Source organism: Pseudomonas chlororaphis subsp. piscium (genome assembly GCF_003850345.1).
GTDB lineage: Bacteria > Pseudomonadota > Gammaproteobacteria > Pseudomonadales > Pseudomonadaceae > Aquipseudomonas > Aquipseudomonas piscium.
Genome location: NZ_CP027707.1, coordinates 5,386,667 through 5,403,930, shown reverse-complemented (window position 1 = coordinate 5,403,930; position 17,264 = coordinate 5,386,667). Strand labels below are relative to the sequence as shown.

The window sequence follows — 17,264 nt, the reverse complement described above, 5'->3', positions numbered from 1 at the left end:
CCACCGACGCCATCGCGGGCAAGCCTCGCTCCTACCGGGAGAGGCGGTGTTCAGAACAGTTGGGTGAACAGCCAGTACAGGCTGCCGGACAGCAGGATCGCCGCGGGCAGGGTCAGTATCCAGGCCATCAGCAGGTTGCGGATGGTCTGCATCTGCAGGCCGCCGCCGTTGGCGACCATGGTCCCGGCCACACCTGAAGACAATACGTGGGTGGTGGACACCGGCAGGCCAAACATATCGGCGGCGCCGATGGTCAGCATCGCCACGGTTTCCGCCGAGGCGCCCTGGGCGTAGGTCAGGTGGGTCTTGCCGATCTTCTCGCCGACGGTGACCACGATGCGTTTCCAGCCAACCATGGTGCCCAGCCCCAGGGCGATGGCCACGGCGATCTTCACCCACAGCGGAATGAAGCGCGTGGCGTTGTCGATCTGCTGCTTGAACAGTTGCAGCTTGCCCTGGGTGTCGGCGTCGAAGTCGCCGACCTGGTTCTTGTCCATCAGGCGAATGGTCTCGCTGCTCAGGTACATGTCGTTGCGCACGTTGCCCATGGCCTCGGCCGGTACCTTGGCCAGGGAGCCGTAGCCCTTCACTTCGTCACCGATATGGCCGGTCAGGGCGGCGAGGGCCGGGACCAGCTGCGGCGTGGCTTCCTTGCTGCGCACATAGTCGGAAAGCACCGCGCGCGGGTCGGCGGGAGCCGGTTGCGGGGCGCTTTTCACCAGGGCCTGTTGGGTGACTTGCGCCACGGCGGCGAATTGCAGGGCCTGGTCGGCCGGCATGGTGCGGTTCAGTGCGTAGGCCATGGGCAGGGTGCCGACCAGGATCAGCATGATCAGGCCCATGCCTTTCTGGCCGTCGTTGGAGCCGTGGGCGAAGGATACGCCGGTGCAGGTGACGATCAGCATGCCGCGAATCCACCACGGCGGCGGGGTGTTGCCCTTGGGCGCCTTGTACAGCGCGCGGTTCTTCACGAACAGGCGCAGGGCCAGGAGCAGCAGGGCGGCGAAGGCGAAGCCGATCAGCGGCGAGAACAGCAGCGCATAGCCAACCTTGGTGGCCTGGCTCCAGTCCACGCCGCTGGTGCCGTCGCGGCCGTGCATCAGGGCGTTGGCCACGCCGACGCCGATGATCGAGCCGATCAGGGTGTGGGACGACGAGGCCGGCAGGCCGAGCCACCAGGTGCCGAGGTTCCACAGGATGGCAGCGATCAGCAGGGCGAAGATCATGGCGAAGCCGGCCGACGAGCCGACCTGCAGGATCAGCTCCACCGGCAGCAGGGCGATGATGCCGAAGGCTACCGCGCCGCTGGACAGCAGCACGCCGAGGAAGTTGAAGAAACCCGACCAGACCACCGCGAAATGCGGCGGCAGCGAGTGGGTGTAGATCACGGTGGCCACGGCGTTGGCGGTGTCGTGGAAGCCGTTGACGAACTCGAAGCCCAGGGCGATCAGCAGCGCCACGCCGAGCAGCAGGAACGGGGTCCAGGTGGTGACCGTGGTGCCCAGCTCGTGCATGTCGTGCATCAGGCTATAGGCGGTGAACAACAGGCCCATGGCGAGGATCGCGAAGAACACCACCAGGGTGAAGGGACTGGCTTTTTTATCCAGCTGCGGTCTGGCTTCGAGGGCGGGGGAAGGGGAGGCGGCGGTCAGTGAAGGGGTGGCCATTGCCGGACAATCCTGTGGCAGGGAGGAGTGTCGCCCATGATCGTTGCCAAATATTACAGAGAGACTGCCTCAGGTCAGTGTTTGGGTGAATCCTTTAACCACTGGTCAAGAAGCAGCCCCCTTTCTGTAGGAGCGAGGCTTGCCCGCGATGAGGCCGCCTTGGGCTCCGTCGGATTCAAGCCTTGTCACCTTGGGCGTACTCACCGACGCCATCGCGGGCAAACCTCGCTCCTACGACAAGCGGCAGCCTACATATCCTGGCGCTTGCGAAACGCCCAGCGGCCGGCGATGACGGTGAAGGTGGCGACCAGCGCGACGAGGATCCAGAAGCCTTCCGGGTCCCCGGAGAAGGGGATGCCGCCGACGTTCATGCCGAAGAAGCCGGCGATGATGTTGATCGGCAGCGCCAGCACCGTGACCACGGTCAGGGTGAACAGGGTGCGGTTGGTCTGTTCGTTGATATTGGCGGCGATCTCTTCCTGCAGCAGCTTGATCCGCTCGCCGAGGGCAGTGAGGTCGTTGATGATCAGGGCGAACTCCTCGGTGGACTTGCGCAGCTCCTTGACGTCCTCCTTCTGCAGCCATTGCGGCGGACGGTTGAGCAGCCGCAGCAGCGAGCCCGGCTCCAGCGCCAGCAGGCGTTGCAGGCGCACCAGCACCCGGCGCATGGCCCCCAGTTCGGCGCGGTTGGTGGAGATCCGCGCGGCCAGCAACTGGTCTTCGATCTGGTCGACGTTGAGGCTGGTCTTGCGCACGATCTGGGTCAGCACTTCGCCCTGGTCGCGCAGCAGGTGCACCAGCAGTTCCAGGGGCGAGCGGAAACGTTCGCCGGCCTTGACCGAGGAGCGCAGCTTGTCCACCGAATGCAAGGGTTGCAGGCGCGCGCTGACGATCAGCCGGCTGCGCACACAGACCCACAGGGTGGAGATGTCCGAGGACACCATGCTGCCGAAGTTGAACACCACGTCGTTGACCACCGCCAGCAGGGCCGAGTCCACATGCTCGATGCGGGTCGAGCGCGAGCCTTCGTGCAAGGCCTCGAAGAATTCTTCCGGCAGGGCCAGGTGGGTCTGCATCCAGCGTTCGCAGGCGGCATGCGCCAGGTTCAGGTGCAGCCAGAGAAACTCCCCACCATCGTCCGGCTGTTGCAGGGCTTGCAGGGCCTTGGCCGAATCCAGTTCGCGCCCCCGCTCGCCGGGGCGAAACGCAAAGCCGTAGAGCAGGCCGAACAGATCCGAATCGCGATGGGCATGGTCGATGCTGTGGTTCATGGAGTCTCGCAGGAGGGAAGGCACCTGTAGGCGGTTTTACAGGTTCACTTGAGCCCGATCATCGCAAGCCGTCATGACGATTTTGTGACGGTTTGAAGTGCAATATCCGGCGCTTATAACCGGCTGTCGGAGGCCCTCAAGAAAGCCTCTTTCAGGCCGATCACGCATACAACGACTGCGCGACCGGCTTGCCCCGATTCGCCTGACAGGGATGTTCGCACGCTACCCATGCCCGCCTCGGGCGTGCTCTATCCCTGTTGAGAGATCTCATTCGATGTCCTTGCAAAAATCCCTGAGAGCGCAAGTTCTGGCTTTGTTGAGCGGCAGTCTGCTGGCGATGCTGTTGATCGCGCTGGCGTGTTTCCACTTCCTGTCCAATGGCGTGCAAGGTTATCGCGACTTGATCGAGGGGCCGCTGCGCACCTCGCAGTTGATTGATGAAGCCAACCTGCAATTCAAGGTCCAGGTGCAGGAATGGAAGAACGTGTTGCTGCGTGGCAAGCAGAGCGCCGACCTGAACAAGTACTGGCAGCAGTTCGAGGATCGCCAGCGCGATGTGCAGGGCATTCTGGGCCAGCTGGCGGCGGAGTCGGGTATAGACGCGACCCTCAAGGGCCGCATCGAGCGCCTGCGTGAAGAGCATCGGGTGCTGGGCACGGCCTACCAGAAAGGCCGCGATGCCTTTGTCGCCGCCGGTGCCGACCCGGCCGCCGGCGACGCCGCGGTCAAGGGCGTGGACCGCACCGCCAGCGAGCAGATGAGCGAACTGGTGAGCGAGCTGCGCAAGCAGGGCAGCGAGCAGTCGCGGGACATCAGCGCCGGTGCCCAGCGCACGGTGTGGATCGGCCTGCTGGTGATGCTGGCCTCGGGTTTGCTGATCGGCCTGCTGAGCCTGTGGCTGGTCAACCGCAGCCTGGTGGAGCCGATCCGCCAGTTGATCGACTACGTGGCGCAACTCAGCCGTGGGCGGATTGCCGAACCCGTGGCCAGCAGCCGTCAGGACGAGTTGGGCAAGCTGGCGGTGGCCGCCAACACCTTGCGTGATTTCCTCGCCGAAACCTTCAGCCGCCTGCAGCGCAGCGGGTCCGACCTGGACAGCGCCAGCGGCGAGCTGAATGCCATTGCCACCCTGATGTCCCAGGGCACCAACGACCAGTTCAACCGCACCGACCAGGTCGCCACGGCGATGAACGAAATGTCCGCCACCGCCCAGGAAGTGGCGCGTCATGCGGCGGATGCGGCGCGGGCCGCCGATGACGCCGACCAGTCGGCCCAGCAGGGCGAGCAGGTGATGCAGGGCACCATCCACACCATCACCCTGATGCGCGGTGAAATCGCCAACACCGCCGAGGTGATCCGCCGTCTGGAAGCCGACAGCGGGCGTATCGGCAAGGTCCTGGAAGTGATCCGCGGCATCGCCGAGCAGACCAACCTGCTGGCGCTCAACGCGGCCATCGAGGCGGCGCGGGCCGGCGAGGCCGGGCGTGGTTTTGCCGTGGTCGCCGACGAGGTACGCAGCCTGGCGCAGCGCACCGCGGCATCGATCATCGAGATCAACCAGATTATCCAGACCGTGCAGACCGGCGCGCTGGACGCCGCCCATGCGATCGAGAGTGGCCAGGCGCGCAGTGATGCGAGTGTCGAGCAGGTGACCCAGGCCGGCGCCATGCTGGAGCGGATCACCGAGGCGGTCGAGGCGATCCGCGACATGAACCGGCAGATCGCCACGGCGGCGGAAGAGCAGACCTCGGTGGCCGAGGACATCTCGCGCAACCTGACCGAGATCACCTCGATCGCCAGCACCAACCTGGATAACGTGCAGCGCACCGAGCGCGCCAGCCAGAACCTGCACGAGCTGTCGGGGCAGTTGAACGAGGTGACGGCACGCTTGAGTGCCTGATGCGCCAGAGCGCCAGAGCATGAAAAAAGCCGCGTGGCCTTTCGGTCACGCGGCTTTTTTGTTCTGGAGAATTACTTGTCTTGCTTGTTGCTCAGGACCTTGCCGGTCTTGGCATCCAGATTGACGTCCCACTCGATGCCCTTGGCGTCGCGCAGCTCCACTTGGTAGACGTACGCGCCGGCCGCGGTCTGTTCCAGTTCGGTGTCGGTGATGTTGGCGGCGGTGGTGCCAGGGTGCTCGGCCAGTGCTGCCTGGTTGAGTTTTTCCAGGTCCATGATGGTGCCGGCCTTGAGCAGGCCCGGGATCAGGTCCGGGCGCACGTCGGCCTGGGCCAGGCCTGCGGTCAGGGTCAGGGCGGTAGCGGCGAACAGGGCAGTCAACGTTTTCATAGCATCTTTCCTTGGGGTGATTCGTTTTGAGTGGGCTCAGATTAGCCGGCGCAACTTAATTCACCCTTAATTCAGCTCAAGCTTTGCGCCGTTTGTTCAATTCCAGTGGCCCTCGGGTATTTCAAGCTGTGCTCTCGAACAGGAGAGGCAGTGATGAAAGCAATGATCAAAGGCTTGTACGGTCCCGCGTTTTTCGCCGGTTTCATCGGCGCTGGCGTGTGGGTGATAGGCACGCCGGGGCTGGCCCCGGGCTGGTTGCTGCTGGTGTTCGCCGGGGCGCTCGGGGTGTCCTTCCTGGCGGAGTGGTGGTTGCCCTATGAGGTGGACTGGAACCGCCCGCAGCAGGATCGCCTGCGTGACGTGCTGCACGCGCTGGTCAATGAAAGCCTGAACGCCCTGGGGTTGCTGCTGTTGCCGGGGCTGGTGAGCCTGCTGGCGTTCGATGGCTTGTGGCCGCGTGGCTGGTCGTTGTGGGCGCAGTTGGCGCTGGCGATTGTCGTCGCCGACTGCGGCCTGACCCTGGCGCATTACTTCAGCCACCGGCTGTCCTGGCTGTGGCGCCTGCACGCGGTGCATCACAGCGTGCAGCGCTTGTATGGCTTCAATGGCTTGATGAAGCACCCGCTGCATCAGTTGCTGGAAGCCAGCGCCGGGTTGTTGCCGCTGCTGTTCTTGGGGATCCCGTTGCCGGTGGCGCAACTGCTGGCGTTTGCCATCGCCATCCAGTTGCTGTTGCAGCACTCCAATGTCGACATGCGCCCCGGTCCCCTGGGCTGGGTGTTTGCCTGGGCGCCGATGCACCGTTTTCACCACATGAAGTACGGCACCGCCGGCAATGTGAATTTCGGCCTGTTCTTCAATGTCTGGGACTGGCTGCTGGGCACGGCGTTTTATTCCTCGGCCTACCCGATTCACCAGGGCGACCTGGGCATCGGCAGCCAGCCGGATTATCCCAAGGCGTATTGGCGACAGTTGCTGGCCCCCTTCAGCAGGCAAGCCGTGCATGAGGAACCGCTGGTGCCTTTGCCGTTGCGGCGTTGAGTCAGTCCAGCAGGCGCAGTTCGATGTGTTGCAGGGCCTGGCGCGCGGTGACGCCGAACAGGGTTTTCAGGGTGCGGGAGAAGTGTGCTGAATCGGCAAACCCGGCGCCATGAGCCGCCTCGGTGATGGCCTGGCCCGCCAGCACCAGGCCCATCGCCAGGCGCAGGCGCCGCCACAGCACCAGGCGTCGCACCGGCAAGCCGAGCTGGCCACTGAACAGCCGTTCGAGCTGGCTCAGGGACAGGTGCGCATGGGCCGCTAGGGCACTGGCCGAGACCTTGCCGGTCAATTGCCGGTCGAGGGCGGCCAGGGCCTTTTCGAGCCTTCGGTCCTGGAGGATTCGACGCGGGCAACGCTGCAGCGCTTCGGTCAGCGCCGGCAGCGTCAGCTCGACACCCAGCAGGCTGTCTTGCAGGGCCTGGGCGTCAATCGTCAGCGGTTCGGCGTAGAGGGTGAACAGGGTCCCGGGCGCGTCGAGGATGGCATGCCGTTGCATGGCCGGGATAAACACGTGGCGGGCGGTGCGGGGCTGGCCATCGAGGCTGACGGTGACCGGTGCAGCGGGGGCGAGGATCAGTTGATGGGCGTAGTGAGCGTGGGGCAGGGTGCGCCCCAGCTCGCCCTGGATCAGTCCGTAGTCACGCCCGAGCCACAGCTGGCCTGTCCACTCGGGCGTGCGCACAGCGACCGGCTCAGTAGCCGTTGGCCTCGAGCAGCTGGCTCACGCTGCCGCTGGCCGGACGCTTGACGTACTTGAGCAGCTCCGAGGCGCGGTTGGTGAAGATACCGTCGACACCGGAGTCCAGGACCTTCTTGAAGTCCACCGGCTCGTCGATGGTGTAGACGTGCACCAGCAGGCCCTGGTCGTGGGTGAACTGGTTCATCCAGGGTTGCACCAGGTCGAAGTAGCTCTGGGCGCCGCCATTGGTCAGTGCCGCCGACGGACCGGTGCCGATGGCGCCCTGGGCCTTGGCGTAGCTGACCCACTGTTCGAACTCGGCCTTGTCCTTGGGTTCCTGCTTGGCGTAGTAGGCCGCCTTGTCTTTCTCGCCGCTGTTGGCGAAGGTCAGGTCAGACTTGGGCTGCATGCCACCTTCACCGATCCACAGCAGGAGGATCTTCGGCACCTTGGGCATTTCTTTCTGCAGCAGTTCCAGGCTGCTCTTCTCGAAGGTCTGCAACACCACCTTGCCTTTGCCCTGGCCTACCGCCAGGTCGCTTTTTGCCAGCTTGGAGCCGGCCGGGCTGAGCCAGCCGCGATCCTGGAGTTTTTCCTTGAGGTCGTGCTCGATACCGGGGAACTGCTTGGGCTCCTTGGTCTCGATGTACAGGCCGGGCTTGTGCTGCGGGTTGCTCTGGGCAATGTCGATGATTTCGTCGAGGGTCAGGATCTTCAGGCCGACGTAGCTCGCACGGGCGCGGTCGGGGTAGGCCTGGTTGAACCAGCTGCCGGCGTCGAGGGTTTTCAGTTCGGCCATGGTGAAGGCGTTGGCCGGGCTGTCCTTGCGCTCGGGAAACTTGCTGGCGACGTCAGTGGTGCGCTGCAGGTTGTTGTCATGCAGGGCGAACAGCACGCCGTCCTTGCTGCGTTGCAGGTCCATTTCCAGGTAGTCGGCGCCCAGGTCGCGGGCCAGCTTGTAGGCGGCGGCGGTGGACTCCGGCGCATCGAAGGACGCGCCCCGGTGAGCGATCACCGCGGGGTGTGGAATGCCTTGGCTGACAGCCAGTGCGGTGGGGCTTGGGCTGGCGGCCTGTGCCTGGCCCAGGCCAAGCATCAGGCTCAGCATCAGGGCGCTTTTGGTGAAGGTGGCAGGCATGGTCGAGGTCCTTTCGTGGAGGGCGGTTTTCAAAGGACTACCTTTTAACAATTGAATGGCCGTTGTGCTATCGCGAAACCGACATAAATCTGCACCTGCGGCAAATTTTCCGACGCTTTTGTGGGGTGCTTTGCAGTAGGCTTGCGCCCTGAAGTTTCCCCGTCAGAGGGAAACCCGAGATTTCCACTCTTGCCTGGCGTGTAAACCATCGATCACCTGTCCTTCGGGACGCTCAGTGAGGTTTACCATGCGCATCACATCCGAACTCATCTGCCAGGCCGCCGACCAGCTCAAGGGTTTTGTCGGTTTCAACCGCAAGAGCGGCCAGCACATCGTGCGCTTCAGCGAAGATTCCTTCGGCATGGACGTCGCCGACGACGCCATCACCCCCGCCAGCGAATTCGTCTGGGCCACCGCCGAGGGCCAGGTCATGGTGCTCAAGCGCGAGCTGATCCAGTTGCTGCTGGAGCAGAACATCGACGAGCGCATCAACATCAGCGAACCCTTGCGTGTGTACATGCGCCGCACCGACCTGCCGGAGATTTCGGCGGTGCGCAATCGGGTGCCGGCGGCGCAATAGTCCAGGCGTCACGCTTGGCTGGGCCGAGGTCATCGCGGGCGGGCTCGCGATGAGGTATCAGCGTTCGAACAGGTAGGCGCGTTCGACCTTGCACACCCGGGTATGACAGGCCGCGTACCAGTCGCTGCGCCCGCGTTCGCGGGCGATGCGGTGTTCGGCATGCTGCTTCCAGGCGAGGATCGAGGCCTGGTCCTGCCAGTAGGAGACGGTGATGCCGAAGCCCTCCTCGTTGCGCGCGAACTCCATGCCGAGAAATCCCGGCTGCTGCTGCGCCAGTTCGACCATGCGTTCGGCGGTCTGCTCGTAGGCCGGGTCCGGTTCGCGGCGCTGGGCGCTGAAAATCACCGCGTAATAGGGCGCCTCGGGTGTGCGGGCGATCATGGGTGACGCTCCAGGCAAGCGGCGAGCAGGGCGCTGACCAGGGGCGGCACGACGCCTTTGAGCGCCGCCCGTTCCGGCTGGAACAGGGTGGCGACAAAAAACCTATGGTCGCTGAGCTCCACCGCCCGCAGGTCGCCGGCCAAGTCGTAGCCGCTGGGGCGCAGGTTGTGCTGGAGCAATTGCGCCGCGAACTCCGGGTTGACCCCGTAGCGACAGCGATAACCCTCGCTGATCTGGAGCTCGCCATAGGCTTCGGCGATGCGACTGCCTTCGCACAGGTGAATGCTGTCGGTGGCCTCCACCAAGGCGCAGGTCAACGGCGTGAGCAAGGCGCGTGCTGCTTCGGGATGGGTTTCGCCGTGTTCGGCATCGGCCCAGCCCAGGACGTTGCGCGCGTATTCCAGCACCGCATGCTGAAAACCGCCGCAGGTGCCGAGGAAGGGCCGCTGCTGTTCGCGGGCAAAACGGATCGCCCGCAAGGCACCGTCCATCGAGCGGTAGGGGCTGGCGGGCACACACCAGATGCCGTCGACCTCTTGCAGTGGCTCGTCGCAGGTCAGGCTGTCGGTGGTCATCCAGCGGTAGTGCACCTTGAGGCCGGTTTCCTCGGCGGCCATTTCCAGGGCCCGGGGAATGGCTTGGTGCGCGGTGACCTGAGGGTCGTAGTCGCCTACCAGGGCGATGTGCAGGATGGGTGGACGTGCGATGTGCGGCATGGACTACTCCCGGTATGGCCAGCGCTTGTGGGTGGCTGGCAGTCACTATAGATTGGCGTTCACGCATTCAATATTGGCATTTACCCAAGTGAACAATGCAGCTACGCACTATCGGCTCGACTACCCCGACCTGTCGCTGATCCTCGCCCTGGTGCGTGGCGGCTCCCTGGCCCGCGCGGCGGCGTTGCTGAAGGTGGATGTATCGACGGTGTTCCGCGCTGTGCGTCGCCTCGAGGCCGCGCTGGGCCAGCAGCTGTTCGACAAGAGCCGCGCCGGCTACCTGCCCACCGGCCTGGCCCGCACCCTGGCCGAGCAGGCCGAACGCGCCGAACAGGCGCTGGAAGCGGCACGGGTCGGGGTGGAGCAGGGCGGCGCGGTGGTCAGCGGCACGGTGCGCCTGACCTGTACCGATTCGGTGTTGCAGGGCTTGCTGTTGCCGGCGCTGGGGCAATTCATGCCGCGCTATCCGGCACTGGCCTTGGAGCTCAGCACCTCGAATGATTTCGCCAACCTCAGCCGGCGCGACGCCGACCTGGCCCTGCGCCTGACCCGCACACCGCCCGAGCACCTTGTAGGTCGGCAGTTGCGGGCGGTGTCCTACCGGGTCTGTGCCAGCCCGAGCTATCGGCAGTCGGTCGGGTCGACGGATCTGGCTGGGCTGACCTGGATCGCCCCGGACGATTTCCTCCCGGACCACGCCACGGTGGCCTGGCGTCGGCAGGCATTGCCGGGCGTGGTGCCGGGCTATCGCTGCAACAGCATGCTGGCGGTCAGCGAACTGGTGAAGGCCGGGCTGGGTGTGGCGGTGTTGCCGGATTTCCTGCTCGACGACACGACGGCCCTGCAACCCCTGAGCGACCCGCTGCCGGGGTGCGACACCGCGCTCTGGCTGTTGACCCGGGCCGACTGCCGGGCGCTGCGCGCGGTGGTGACGCTGTTCGACGAGTTGAGCCAGCGCCTGCGCGCGCCGCGGTGAGTCATGCCTGGGGCGGGCCCTTGTGCAGGACGTGCTGATGCATTTCCGAGGTCAGGCTCTCGATGCGTTCGGTCAGCTGTTTGGTCATCTCGGTCAGGCGGGTGTTCTGCTCCAGCAGTTCGAGCAGTTGCGCGGAGTGTTGCGCGGCTTGCGCCTGACGTTCGCTGTTGGCGATAGCGATGGCTTCGCGGTGCTGGGCATCGGCCTCGGTCTGGGCTTTGTCGCGCGCGGCCTGGCGGGTCTGGGCCAGCAGGATCAGCGGCGCGGCATAGGCCGATTGCAGGCTGAAGGCCAGGTTGAGGAGGATGAAGGGGTAAACGTCGAAGTGTGTCACACCGCTCAGGTTGAGCCCGACCCAGACCAGCACGATCAGGGTTTGCGCGCCGAGAAAGGTCGGTGTGCCGAAAAAACGGGCGAAGGCTTCGGCCTTCAGGGCAAAGCTGTCGGTGCCGAAGGTCGGGGCCAGATGGGCATGGGGACGGTGAAAACGCAGGTGGTCGACGGGGGCGGCTGAGGCTGTTTCGGATGGGTTCGGGTTCATGGCGGGCTCGGGGCGATGGGACTGCCGGTCACTATAGCCCGTTGCCCGACGCCTTCCCTGGCGTCGATGTCGTTGATTCAGAACGGCTGGTTCAGAGCGTGGCGCGTTCGTTGGCGAACATGCTCACCGCCTGTACCGCCTCGCTGGCACCGTCACGAATCTGCAGGATCACCGTGCCGGCCTGGTCCGCCAGGTCCACGCCCTTGGCCGCCCGGTCCCGGGTGCCGTCCATGCTTTTGATGGCCTGCTGGGTTTCGTGCTGGATCATGTCGATCATCCCCGAGATTTCCGCGGTCGAGCCGCTGGTACGGGCGGCCAGTTGCCGGACTTCGTCGGCGACCACGGCAAAACCGCGGCCCTGTTCGCCGGCGCGGGCGGCTTCGATCGCGGCATTGAGCGCCAGCAGGTTGGTCTGCTCGGCGATCGCGCGGATGGTGTTGACGATGGCGGTGATCTGCTCGGAACGCTCGCCGAGCTTGGCGATCAGGGTCGAGGAGTCTTCGATGTTGGCGGCGATCTGGCGCATCTCGCTGGCCGCCTGCTGGATCACCGCGGTGCCCTGTTCGGCGACTTGCCGGGTTTCCACCGAGATGTGGTAGGCCTGGGTCGCGCTCTGGGCGTCCTGGGCGTGTTTTTCCACCATCGCGGTCACGTCGGAGGCGAACTTCACCACCTTGCACAGGCGTCCGGCGGCGTCGTACACCGGGTTGTAGTTGGCCTCCAGCCACAGCGATTGCCCGCGTTTGTCGACACGCTCGAACTGCCCGCTGAAGAACTCGCCCTGGTTCAGGCGCCGCCAGAAATCCTGGTAGGCGCTGCTGTTGGCCAGCTCGGGCTTGCAGAAGATCCGGTGATGCTTGCCCTTGAGTTCGGCGAGGCTGTAGCCGAGGCGATCGAGGAAGTTCTGGTTGGCCGTGATGACGCTGCCGTCGAGGTTGAACTCGATCACCGCCATGGCGCGGTCGATGGCGTGCAGCTTGCCCCTGGACTCGCTTTCCTGCTGGATTTTCTCGGTGACGTCGAGGGCGTACTTGACCACCTTGCAGACCTTGCCGTCGGCATCCCTGATCGGGTTGTAGCTGGCCTCCAGCCACACCGGCTGGCCTTGGGCATTGATCCGTTCGAAGGTTCCCGATTCGAACTGGCCATTTTTCAGGCGCGTCCAGAGTTCGCGGTATTGATTGCCGCGGGCGAACTCGGCGTTGCAGAACTGGCGATGGGGTTGGCCGATGACCTGCTCAGCGCGATAGCCCATGGTCTTGAGGAAGTTGTCGTTGGCCCGCAGGACAGTGCCTTCCAGGTCGAACTCGATCACCGCCATCGAACGGTCGATGGCCTCGAGCAGGCTGGCTTGCTGGGCGATGGTGTGGTGCAAGGCGTCGATGGTTTTGTTATGGCGATTGAATAGCATGATGGCTGGTGCTCAGTGGGAAAAACCTGGAGTCAGTCCCTGTTGTCTGCGCCTGCATGCCGAAAGCCCCGGGGCCTCGGCACTGTCTGCTCAATGCCAGCATTCCATGACTGACAGATAACCCTTGGAAGGGCACGCCCCTATCCGGCGCGCACCCTTGCTCAACGTCTGAGGTGAGACGCTGGGCCTGCGAGTTAATTTAGGGAAGTTATGTTGCACGGCGGCGAATGCGCCGCGCGGCTTTTTTGGGATAACCGCATGGCGGCATTATGCCGGCTTGGCTCGGAGTGATGTTCGTGAAAGTTGTACAAGATGTTGTTTTTTACAAGGTTGTACAACTTTTCAGGAGCCAGCCGACACTACGAAGAACGCGTCGTTTGCCGTGGCGGTCGCGACTTTGTTGCGCCCGGTGTTTTTCGCGGCATACAGGGCCTTGTCGGCTTCCATGAGCCACATCGCCGCATCGCGCAGTCCCGGATGCCAGGCGGCCAGGCCGATACTCAGGCTGACCCTGAGTTGCGGTACGCCCGGATGGCGATAGTTGCCGAAGACTTCCCGCAGCCGTTCCATCACTTCGCCAGCCTGCTGGATCGAGGTCGTCGGCAGGATCACGCAGAATTCGTCGCCTCCATAACGCCCGGCCAGGTCGTCCTGGCGCAGGTTGAGCTTGAGGTCTCGGCTCAACTGATGCAGCACGGCATCGCCGAGGATATGGCCGTAGCTGTCGTTGATGTGTTTGAAGTGATCGATGTCGATCAAGGCAATGGTGCCGTGGCAGTGTTGCTGCTGGCACTTGGTGAACTTGAGGTGCAGCAGGTCTTTCCAGGCGCCGTGGTTGAGCAGGCCGGTCAGGCTGTCGGTGCGGCTCAGCGCGCGGAGGGTGCGCTTGTGCTCGGAGAGCTTGATCGCCAGCTGGTAGCAGACCATGCCCACCGCCATCGGGTAGAGGGTCAGCATCGGCAGGCAGGCGTAGATCTGCAGCTGGGTGGCCTGCCCGGTGAAGGCCGGACCGAGCAGCAACCATGACAGCAGTACCCCGCTCAGTTGCGCCACGGAGCCGTGGATGAACAGGCGCAAGCCTCCAGCCGCGACGTTGTTCATCGCCATCATGGCCAGAATGGTCACCGTGGGCAGCGGGTTGAACTGCATCGCCGCCGCCCAGAAACCACCGAAGAGCGAGTCGCACAGCAGGTTGCGGCGTTCGGCCTGGTAGGGGAAGGTCGCGCGGCTCGAGATCAGGTACGCCATGTGCGGCCAGATAAAACCGTTGAACAGCAGGAACACCCAAACCCAGGTCGGTTGCTCCACTGGGTACAACCCGGCGAATACGCTGAGGCTGCCAATCCCCAGCCCGACGATCCTTGGCATGTAAATACGTTTGGCAAACGACAGCCCTTTGCCTTGTTGGTTATCCATAAATGTCCGCGTCAGCCCGGGTTTGAAACACTTTGTGGTGTTTTTATTGGCCGTCACCCCTTATCGGGCAAGGCGACGAATATTGTCATTTATTCCAAGAAGAATAATCAGTGTCCTTGCAGGCCATTTAGTGGAACGAGCGTACGCAAACACCCATTGCAGAGCGCTCGGTGCAAGCCATGGCGGCTGGCAGATCCGTTCGTTGGAGCAACCGGGGGAGAAGGGAGTCAGGCTTGATAGCAGGCCAGGAACATGTCCAGCGTGGACTCGACGACGCGCTGCTGTTCGTCTTCCTTGAGGGGCGGCTGGTTCATGGTGATCTGCGGCCAGAAGGCAAACGCCTTGAGCATGCCGTGGAGCTGCTGGGCGGCGAAGTCCGGGTCCAGCGGCTTGAGTCGGCCGTCCGCCCGGGCCGAGCGAATCCACACCATCAGGCTTTCTTCACGCTCGCCCATGCGCGCCACCATGTACTGGGCGCGTTCGGGGGAATGCAGGGTAGCGGCAATTGCGACCCGCGCCAGGTTGAGGAAGTTGTCATCGGCCAGCAGTTGCAGCTTGGCCATCAACAATTCCCGCAACTGTTCACGCAGGGTTAATCCGGGGTGGTAAAGAATGTCCGTTCGCGCCCTGATGCTCGCCCATAACTTATGCATGATCTCGGTGAACAACTCCTCCTTGCTGGGGAAGTGGTTGTACACCGTGCGCTTGGACACTCCGGCCGTTGCCGCGATCTTGTCCATGCTGGTGATATCGAACCCGCTGGCGTGGAATTCGGTAATCGCCGCCTGGATGATGGCTTCGCGTTTGAGGTCGGTCAGGCGCTTTGGAGCTGTCATAAGTTGGGTTCGATGGCGGTCGTTGGCAGTTATCCGGGGCAGTTTACTTAGTCCCGGGTTTGTTGCAATCTAGTAAAACTACACTGTGCAGTGTAGTTCTTCACAGAAAAATGATGGTCGGCTGACGCTTGCGTGCATTGGCCTTTGTCGTTCCGCAGAGAATCACCGGAGCCTTGTCGGGTTCCTTGGAGTCACTGATTCATGGCCACTCTCTCTTCCCGTGCAGACAGCGCCTCACGTCCCGAAACCTCCCGGCAGGAACAAGGTGCGTTCCGCAATCACGCGCCGGTCCGGCGTGCCGGGCTGGGCAAGACGCTGGGTATTTTCTGGCGCATGTTGTTCCACAAACCGCGTAACACCCGCCCGGTCGGGGCCATCCCGGTGCAGCCACTGACCCAAGAACAGCTGTTGGCGGCGCCGAACCAGAGTGTCTACCGCCTGGGGCATTCGACGGTGTTATTGAAGCTGCACGACAAGTTCTGGATCACCGATCCGGTGTTCGCCGAACGCGCATCGCCGGTGCAATGGGCCGGCCCCAAACGTTTCCACCAGCCGCCTATCAGCCTGGCCGAATTGCCGCCGATCGAGGCGGTGATCCTGTCCCATGACCACTACGATCACCTGGACCACCAGACCGTGCTCAAGCTGGCGGACAAGACCCGCTATTTCCTCACCCCCCTGGGCGTGGGCGATACCCTGGTGAAGTGGGGCGTGCCGGCCGACAAGGTGCGCCAGCTGGATTGGTGGGAAGGCACTGAAGTCGATGGCATTCGTTTTATCGCCACGCCTTCGCAGCATTTTTCCGGCCGTGGCCTGTTCGACGGCAACAGCACGCTGTGGGCGTCCTGGGTGATGATCGATGGCGACAGCCGGATCTTCTTCAGCGGTGACACCGGTTACTTCGACGGCTTCAAGCGGATCGGCGAACGTTACGGCCCTTTCGACCTGACCCTGATGGAAACCGGCGCCTACAACGTCGAGTGGCCGGGCGTGCACATGCAGCCTGAGCAGACCTTGCAGGCGCACATCGACCTCAAGGGTCGCTGGTTGTTGCCCATCCACAACGGCACGTTCGACCTGTCGATGCATGCCTGGTACGAGCCGTTCGACCGCATCCTCTCGCTGGCCTGGGAACGCAGCATCGCCATTGCCACGCCGCAGATGGGCGAGGCCTTCAACCTGGCGCATCCGCAACGGGGGCACGCCTGGTGGATGGAGGTCGACCCTGTGGCCGAGCAGGCAACGGCGAGCGATCTGTAGACCCTTCGTCGGCCATAGCCTTGAGTCCGGCCACCGCCAGGTTGCCGTGTTGGCGTCTGGGGGAGTATCTAGAAAACTCTCCTCAATGCTCCAACGGACGGACCTTGCGATGGCTTATCGGCTTCATCTGTTTGGCGCGTCCGGTTCCGGTACCACGACCTTGGGCCAGGCGCTGGCCCAGCATTTGGCTATCGCGCACTTCGACTCCGACAACTTCTTCTGGCGCCCCAGTGAACAGCCTTTCAGCCTGCGACGCCCACGGGACGAGCGTATCCAGCTGTTGCAGCAACAGGTGGCCGGGTTGGACAGCTGGGTGCTGTCCGGTTCGTTGTGCGGTTGGGGCGACCCGATGATTCCGGTCTTCACCCATGCCATTTTCCTTTGCCTGGACCCCGAGATCCGCCTGCAGCGTTTGCGGGTGCGCGAGTTTCAGCGTTACGGCGAGCAGATCCATGAGGGCGGCGAACGCCACCTCGCTACTCAAACCTTTCTTGCCTGGGCGGCCGGCTACGACACGGGAGGCCAAGGCACGCGCAGCCTGCGCCGGCATGAGAGCTGGATCACCGGGCTGAGCTGCCCGGTAATCCGCCTCGATGCCACTCACCGCTCGGTGCAAGCGCTGCAGGAAGAAGTGCTGAGTGCACTTGATCACTCGATCATGGCGTAGTCGGGCCGCTCCATCGGGTTGGGCGTGGCGCCCTTGATGTTCATGCCGCGCCCTGGGGCGAAGCCGGGGAAGAACACCAGGCCTTCTGCTTCCAGGCGAAACGCCAGGGCCAGTCGGGTCACGTCGAGCAATTCGCCGCCAGCCTCGAAGCGGTGAATGGCGGCTACCGAGACGCCGGACTGCTGTGACAGATGTTCCTGGCTCCAGCCCAGCATGGCGCGGGCTTGAATGCAGTGTTCTGGGGTGAACTGGAAGAGAGCGATACGTTCCAGGGTGACTTTCATCGCGAGTGAGGCCATGGGGTTTCTCCGGAAGCGGGTGAAGATGAGTCGATAAAATACTGTTTATTTGTACAGTTGTTTTGCGCCCGGATCAAACTCATTTTGCCGATCGCC

Annotated in this window: 17 protein-coding genes and 3 pseudogenes; 7 read left to right on the top strand and 13 right to left on the bottom strand. The window is 63.7% G+C overall.

Annotation, left to right across the window (positions count from 1 at the left end; all coding sequences use genetic code 11):
- Positions 1-50 precede the first annotated feature (50 nt).
- Both C4K38_RS24290 and C4K38_RS24285 read right to left on the bottom strand, forming a co-directional pair.
- Complete coding sequence (locus C4K38_RS24290; RefSeq protein WP_053280507.1) at positions 51-1,667, bottom strand: inorganic phosphate transporter; 1,617 nt, start codon at positions 1,665-1,667, stop codon at positions 51-53.
- A gap of 248 nt (positions 1,668-1,915) precedes the next feature.
- Entirely contained in the window at positions 1,916-2,938 is a 1,023-nt protein-coding gene (locus tag C4K38_RS24285; RefSeq protein ID WP_053280506.1) for a transporter, read from the bottom strand.
- A gap of 211 nt (positions 2,939-3,149) precedes the next feature.
- Here C4K38_RS24285 and C4K38_RS33015 point away from each other — a divergent pair.
- Positions 3,150-3,905 (top strand): annotated as a pseudogene (locus C4K38_RS33015) (methyl-accepting chemotaxis protein); the annotation flags it as partial.
- 165 nt (positions 3,906-4,070) lie between these two features.
- Positions 4,071-4,838, top strand: a complete 768-nt coding sequence (locus tag C4K38_RS33010) for a methyl-accepting chemotaxis protein (RefSeq protein ID WP_414860361.1) — start codon at positions 4,071-4,073, stop codon at positions 4,836-4,838.
- Positions 4,839-4,909: 71 nt separating this feature from the next.
- Here the strand turns inward: C4K38_RS33010 and C4K38_RS24275 are convergent, their stop codons facing one another.
- On the bottom strand, positions 4,910-5,227 hold the full coding sequence (locus C4K38_RS24275) for a PepSY domain-containing protein (protein ID WP_053280504.1): 318 nt from the start codon (positions 5,225-5,227) through the stop codon (positions 4,910-4,912).
- Between the two features lie 153 nt (positions 5,228-5,380).
- Here C4K38_RS24275 and C4K38_RS24270 point away from each other — a divergent pair, with 153 nt between their 5' ends.
- Positions 5,381-6,268, top strand: a complete 888-nt coding sequence (locus tag C4K38_RS24270; RefSeq protein WP_053280503.1) for a sterol desaturase family protein — start codon at positions 5,381-5,383, stop codon at positions 6,266-6,268.
- Between the two features lies 1 nt (position 6,269).
- On the opposite strand, the gene C4K38_RS24265 is transcribed toward C4K38_RS24270, so the two are convergent.
- Both C4K38_RS24265 and C4K38_RS24260 read right to left on the bottom strand, forming a co-directional pair.
- Positions 6,270-6,950 (bottom strand): helix-turn-helix domain-containing protein, encoded by a 681-nt coding sequence (locus tag C4K38_RS24265; RefSeq protein ID WP_053280502.1) that lies wholly within the window; start codon positions 6,948-6,950, stop codon positions 6,270-6,272.
- A 10-nt stretch (positions 6,951-6,960) separates the two neighbouring features.
- Positions 6,961-8,085 carry a glycerophosphodiester phosphodiesterase gene (locus C4K38_RS24260; protein WP_053280501.1) on the bottom strand — a complete coding sequence of 375 codons (1,125 nt, stop codon included), beginning with the start codon at positions 8,083-8,085 and terminating at the stop codon, positions 6,961-6,963.
- Between the two features lie 247 nt (positions 8,086-8,332).
- Here C4K38_RS24260 and C4K38_RS24255 point away from each other — a divergent pair, with 247 nt between their 5' ends.
- Entirely contained in the window at positions 8,333-8,665 is a 333-nt protein-coding gene (locus C4K38_RS24255) for a DUF2025 family protein (protein WP_053280500.1), read from the top strand.
- A 57-nt stretch (positions 8,666-8,722) separates the two neighbouring features.
- Here the strand turns inward: C4K38_RS24255 and C4K38_RS24250 are convergent, their stop codons facing one another.
- On the bottom strand, positions 8,723-9,046 hold the full coding sequence (locus C4K38_RS24250) for an antibiotic biosynthesis monooxygenase family protein (protein ID WP_053280499.1): 324 nt from the start codon (positions 9,044-9,046) through the stop codon (positions 8,723-8,725).
- The gene (locus C4K38_RS24245; protein ID WP_053280498.1) at positions 9,043-9,762 is read right to left on the bottom strand and encodes a CTP synthase C-terminal region-related (seleno)protein; all 720 of its coding nucleotides are present in this window, start codon (positions 9,760-9,762) and stop codon (positions 9,043-9,045) included. The genes C4K38_RS24250 and C4K38_RS24245 overlap by 4 nt, the downstream gene beginning before the upstream one ends.
- Between C4K38_RS24245 and C4K38_RS24240 the strand changes: the two genes are divergently transcribed.
- On the top strand, positions 9,761-10,738 hold the full coding sequence (locus C4K38_RS24240; RefSeq protein WP_414860360.1) for a LysR family transcriptional regulator: 978 nt from the start codon (positions 9,761-9,763) through the stop codon (positions 10,736-10,738). The two genes, C4K38_RS24245 and C4K38_RS24240, sit on opposite strands and share 2 nt — an antisense overlap.
- Before the next feature lies 1 nt (position 10,739).
- On the opposite strand, the gene C4K38_RS24235 is transcribed toward C4K38_RS24240, so the two are convergent.
- From C4K38_RS24235 to C4K38_RS24220, 5 genes and pseudogenes are all read right to left on the bottom strand, one after another.
- Positions 10,740-11,279 carry a DUF1003 domain-containing protein gene (locus tag C4K38_RS24235; RefSeq protein WP_053280497.1) on the bottom strand — a complete coding sequence of 180 codons (540 nt, stop codon included), beginning with the start codon at positions 11,277-11,279 and terminating at the stop codon, positions 10,740-10,742.
- 91 nt (positions 11,280-11,370) lie between these two features.
- Positions 11,371-11,808, bottom strand: a pseudogene (locus C4K38_RS33005) (methyl-accepting chemotaxis protein); the annotation flags it as partial.
- 165 nt (positions 11,809-11,973) lie between these two features.
- Positions 11,974-12,600, bottom strand: a pseudogene (locus tag C4K38_RS33000) (PAS domain-containing protein); the annotation flags it as partial.
- 432 nt (positions 12,601-13,032) lie between these two features.
- Positions 13,033-14,106, bottom strand: coding sequence for a diguanylate cyclase (locus C4K38_RS24225; RefSeq protein WP_053280495.1), 1,074 nt, complete (start codon positions 14,104-14,106; stop codon positions 13,033-13,035).
- A gap of 227 nt (positions 14,107-14,333) precedes the next feature.
- Positions 14,334-14,942 (bottom strand): TetR/AcrR family transcriptional regulator, encoded by a 609-nt coding sequence (locus C4K38_RS24220; protein ID WP_025805765.1) that lies wholly within the window; start codon positions 14,940-14,942, stop codon positions 14,334-14,336.
- 201 nt (positions 14,943-15,143) lie between these two features.
- On the opposite strand from C4K38_RS24220, the gene C4K38_RS24215 reads away from it, so the two are divergent.
- Entirely contained in the window at positions 15,144-16,202 is a 1,059-nt protein-coding gene (locus C4K38_RS24215; protein ID WP_053280494.1) for an MBL fold metallo-hydrolase, read from the top strand.
- A 109-nt stretch (positions 16,203-16,311) separates the two neighbouring features.
- The gene (locus C4K38_RS24210) at positions 16,312-16,869 is read left to right on the top strand and encodes an AAA family ATPase (RefSeq protein ID WP_053280493.1); all 558 of its coding nucleotides are present in this window, start codon (positions 16,312-16,314) and stop codon (positions 16,867-16,869) included.
- Here C4K38_RS24210 and C4K38_RS24205 read toward each other — a convergent pair.
- The gene (locus tag C4K38_RS24205) at positions 16,851-17,168 is read right to left on the bottom strand and encodes a helix-turn-helix domain-containing protein (RefSeq protein WP_053280492.1); all 318 of its coding nucleotides are present in this window, start codon (positions 17,166-17,168) and stop codon (positions 16,851-16,853) included. The two genes, C4K38_RS24210 and C4K38_RS24205, sit on opposite strands and share 19 nt — an antisense overlap.
- Between the last annotated feature and the right edge of the window lie 96 nt (positions 17,169-17,264).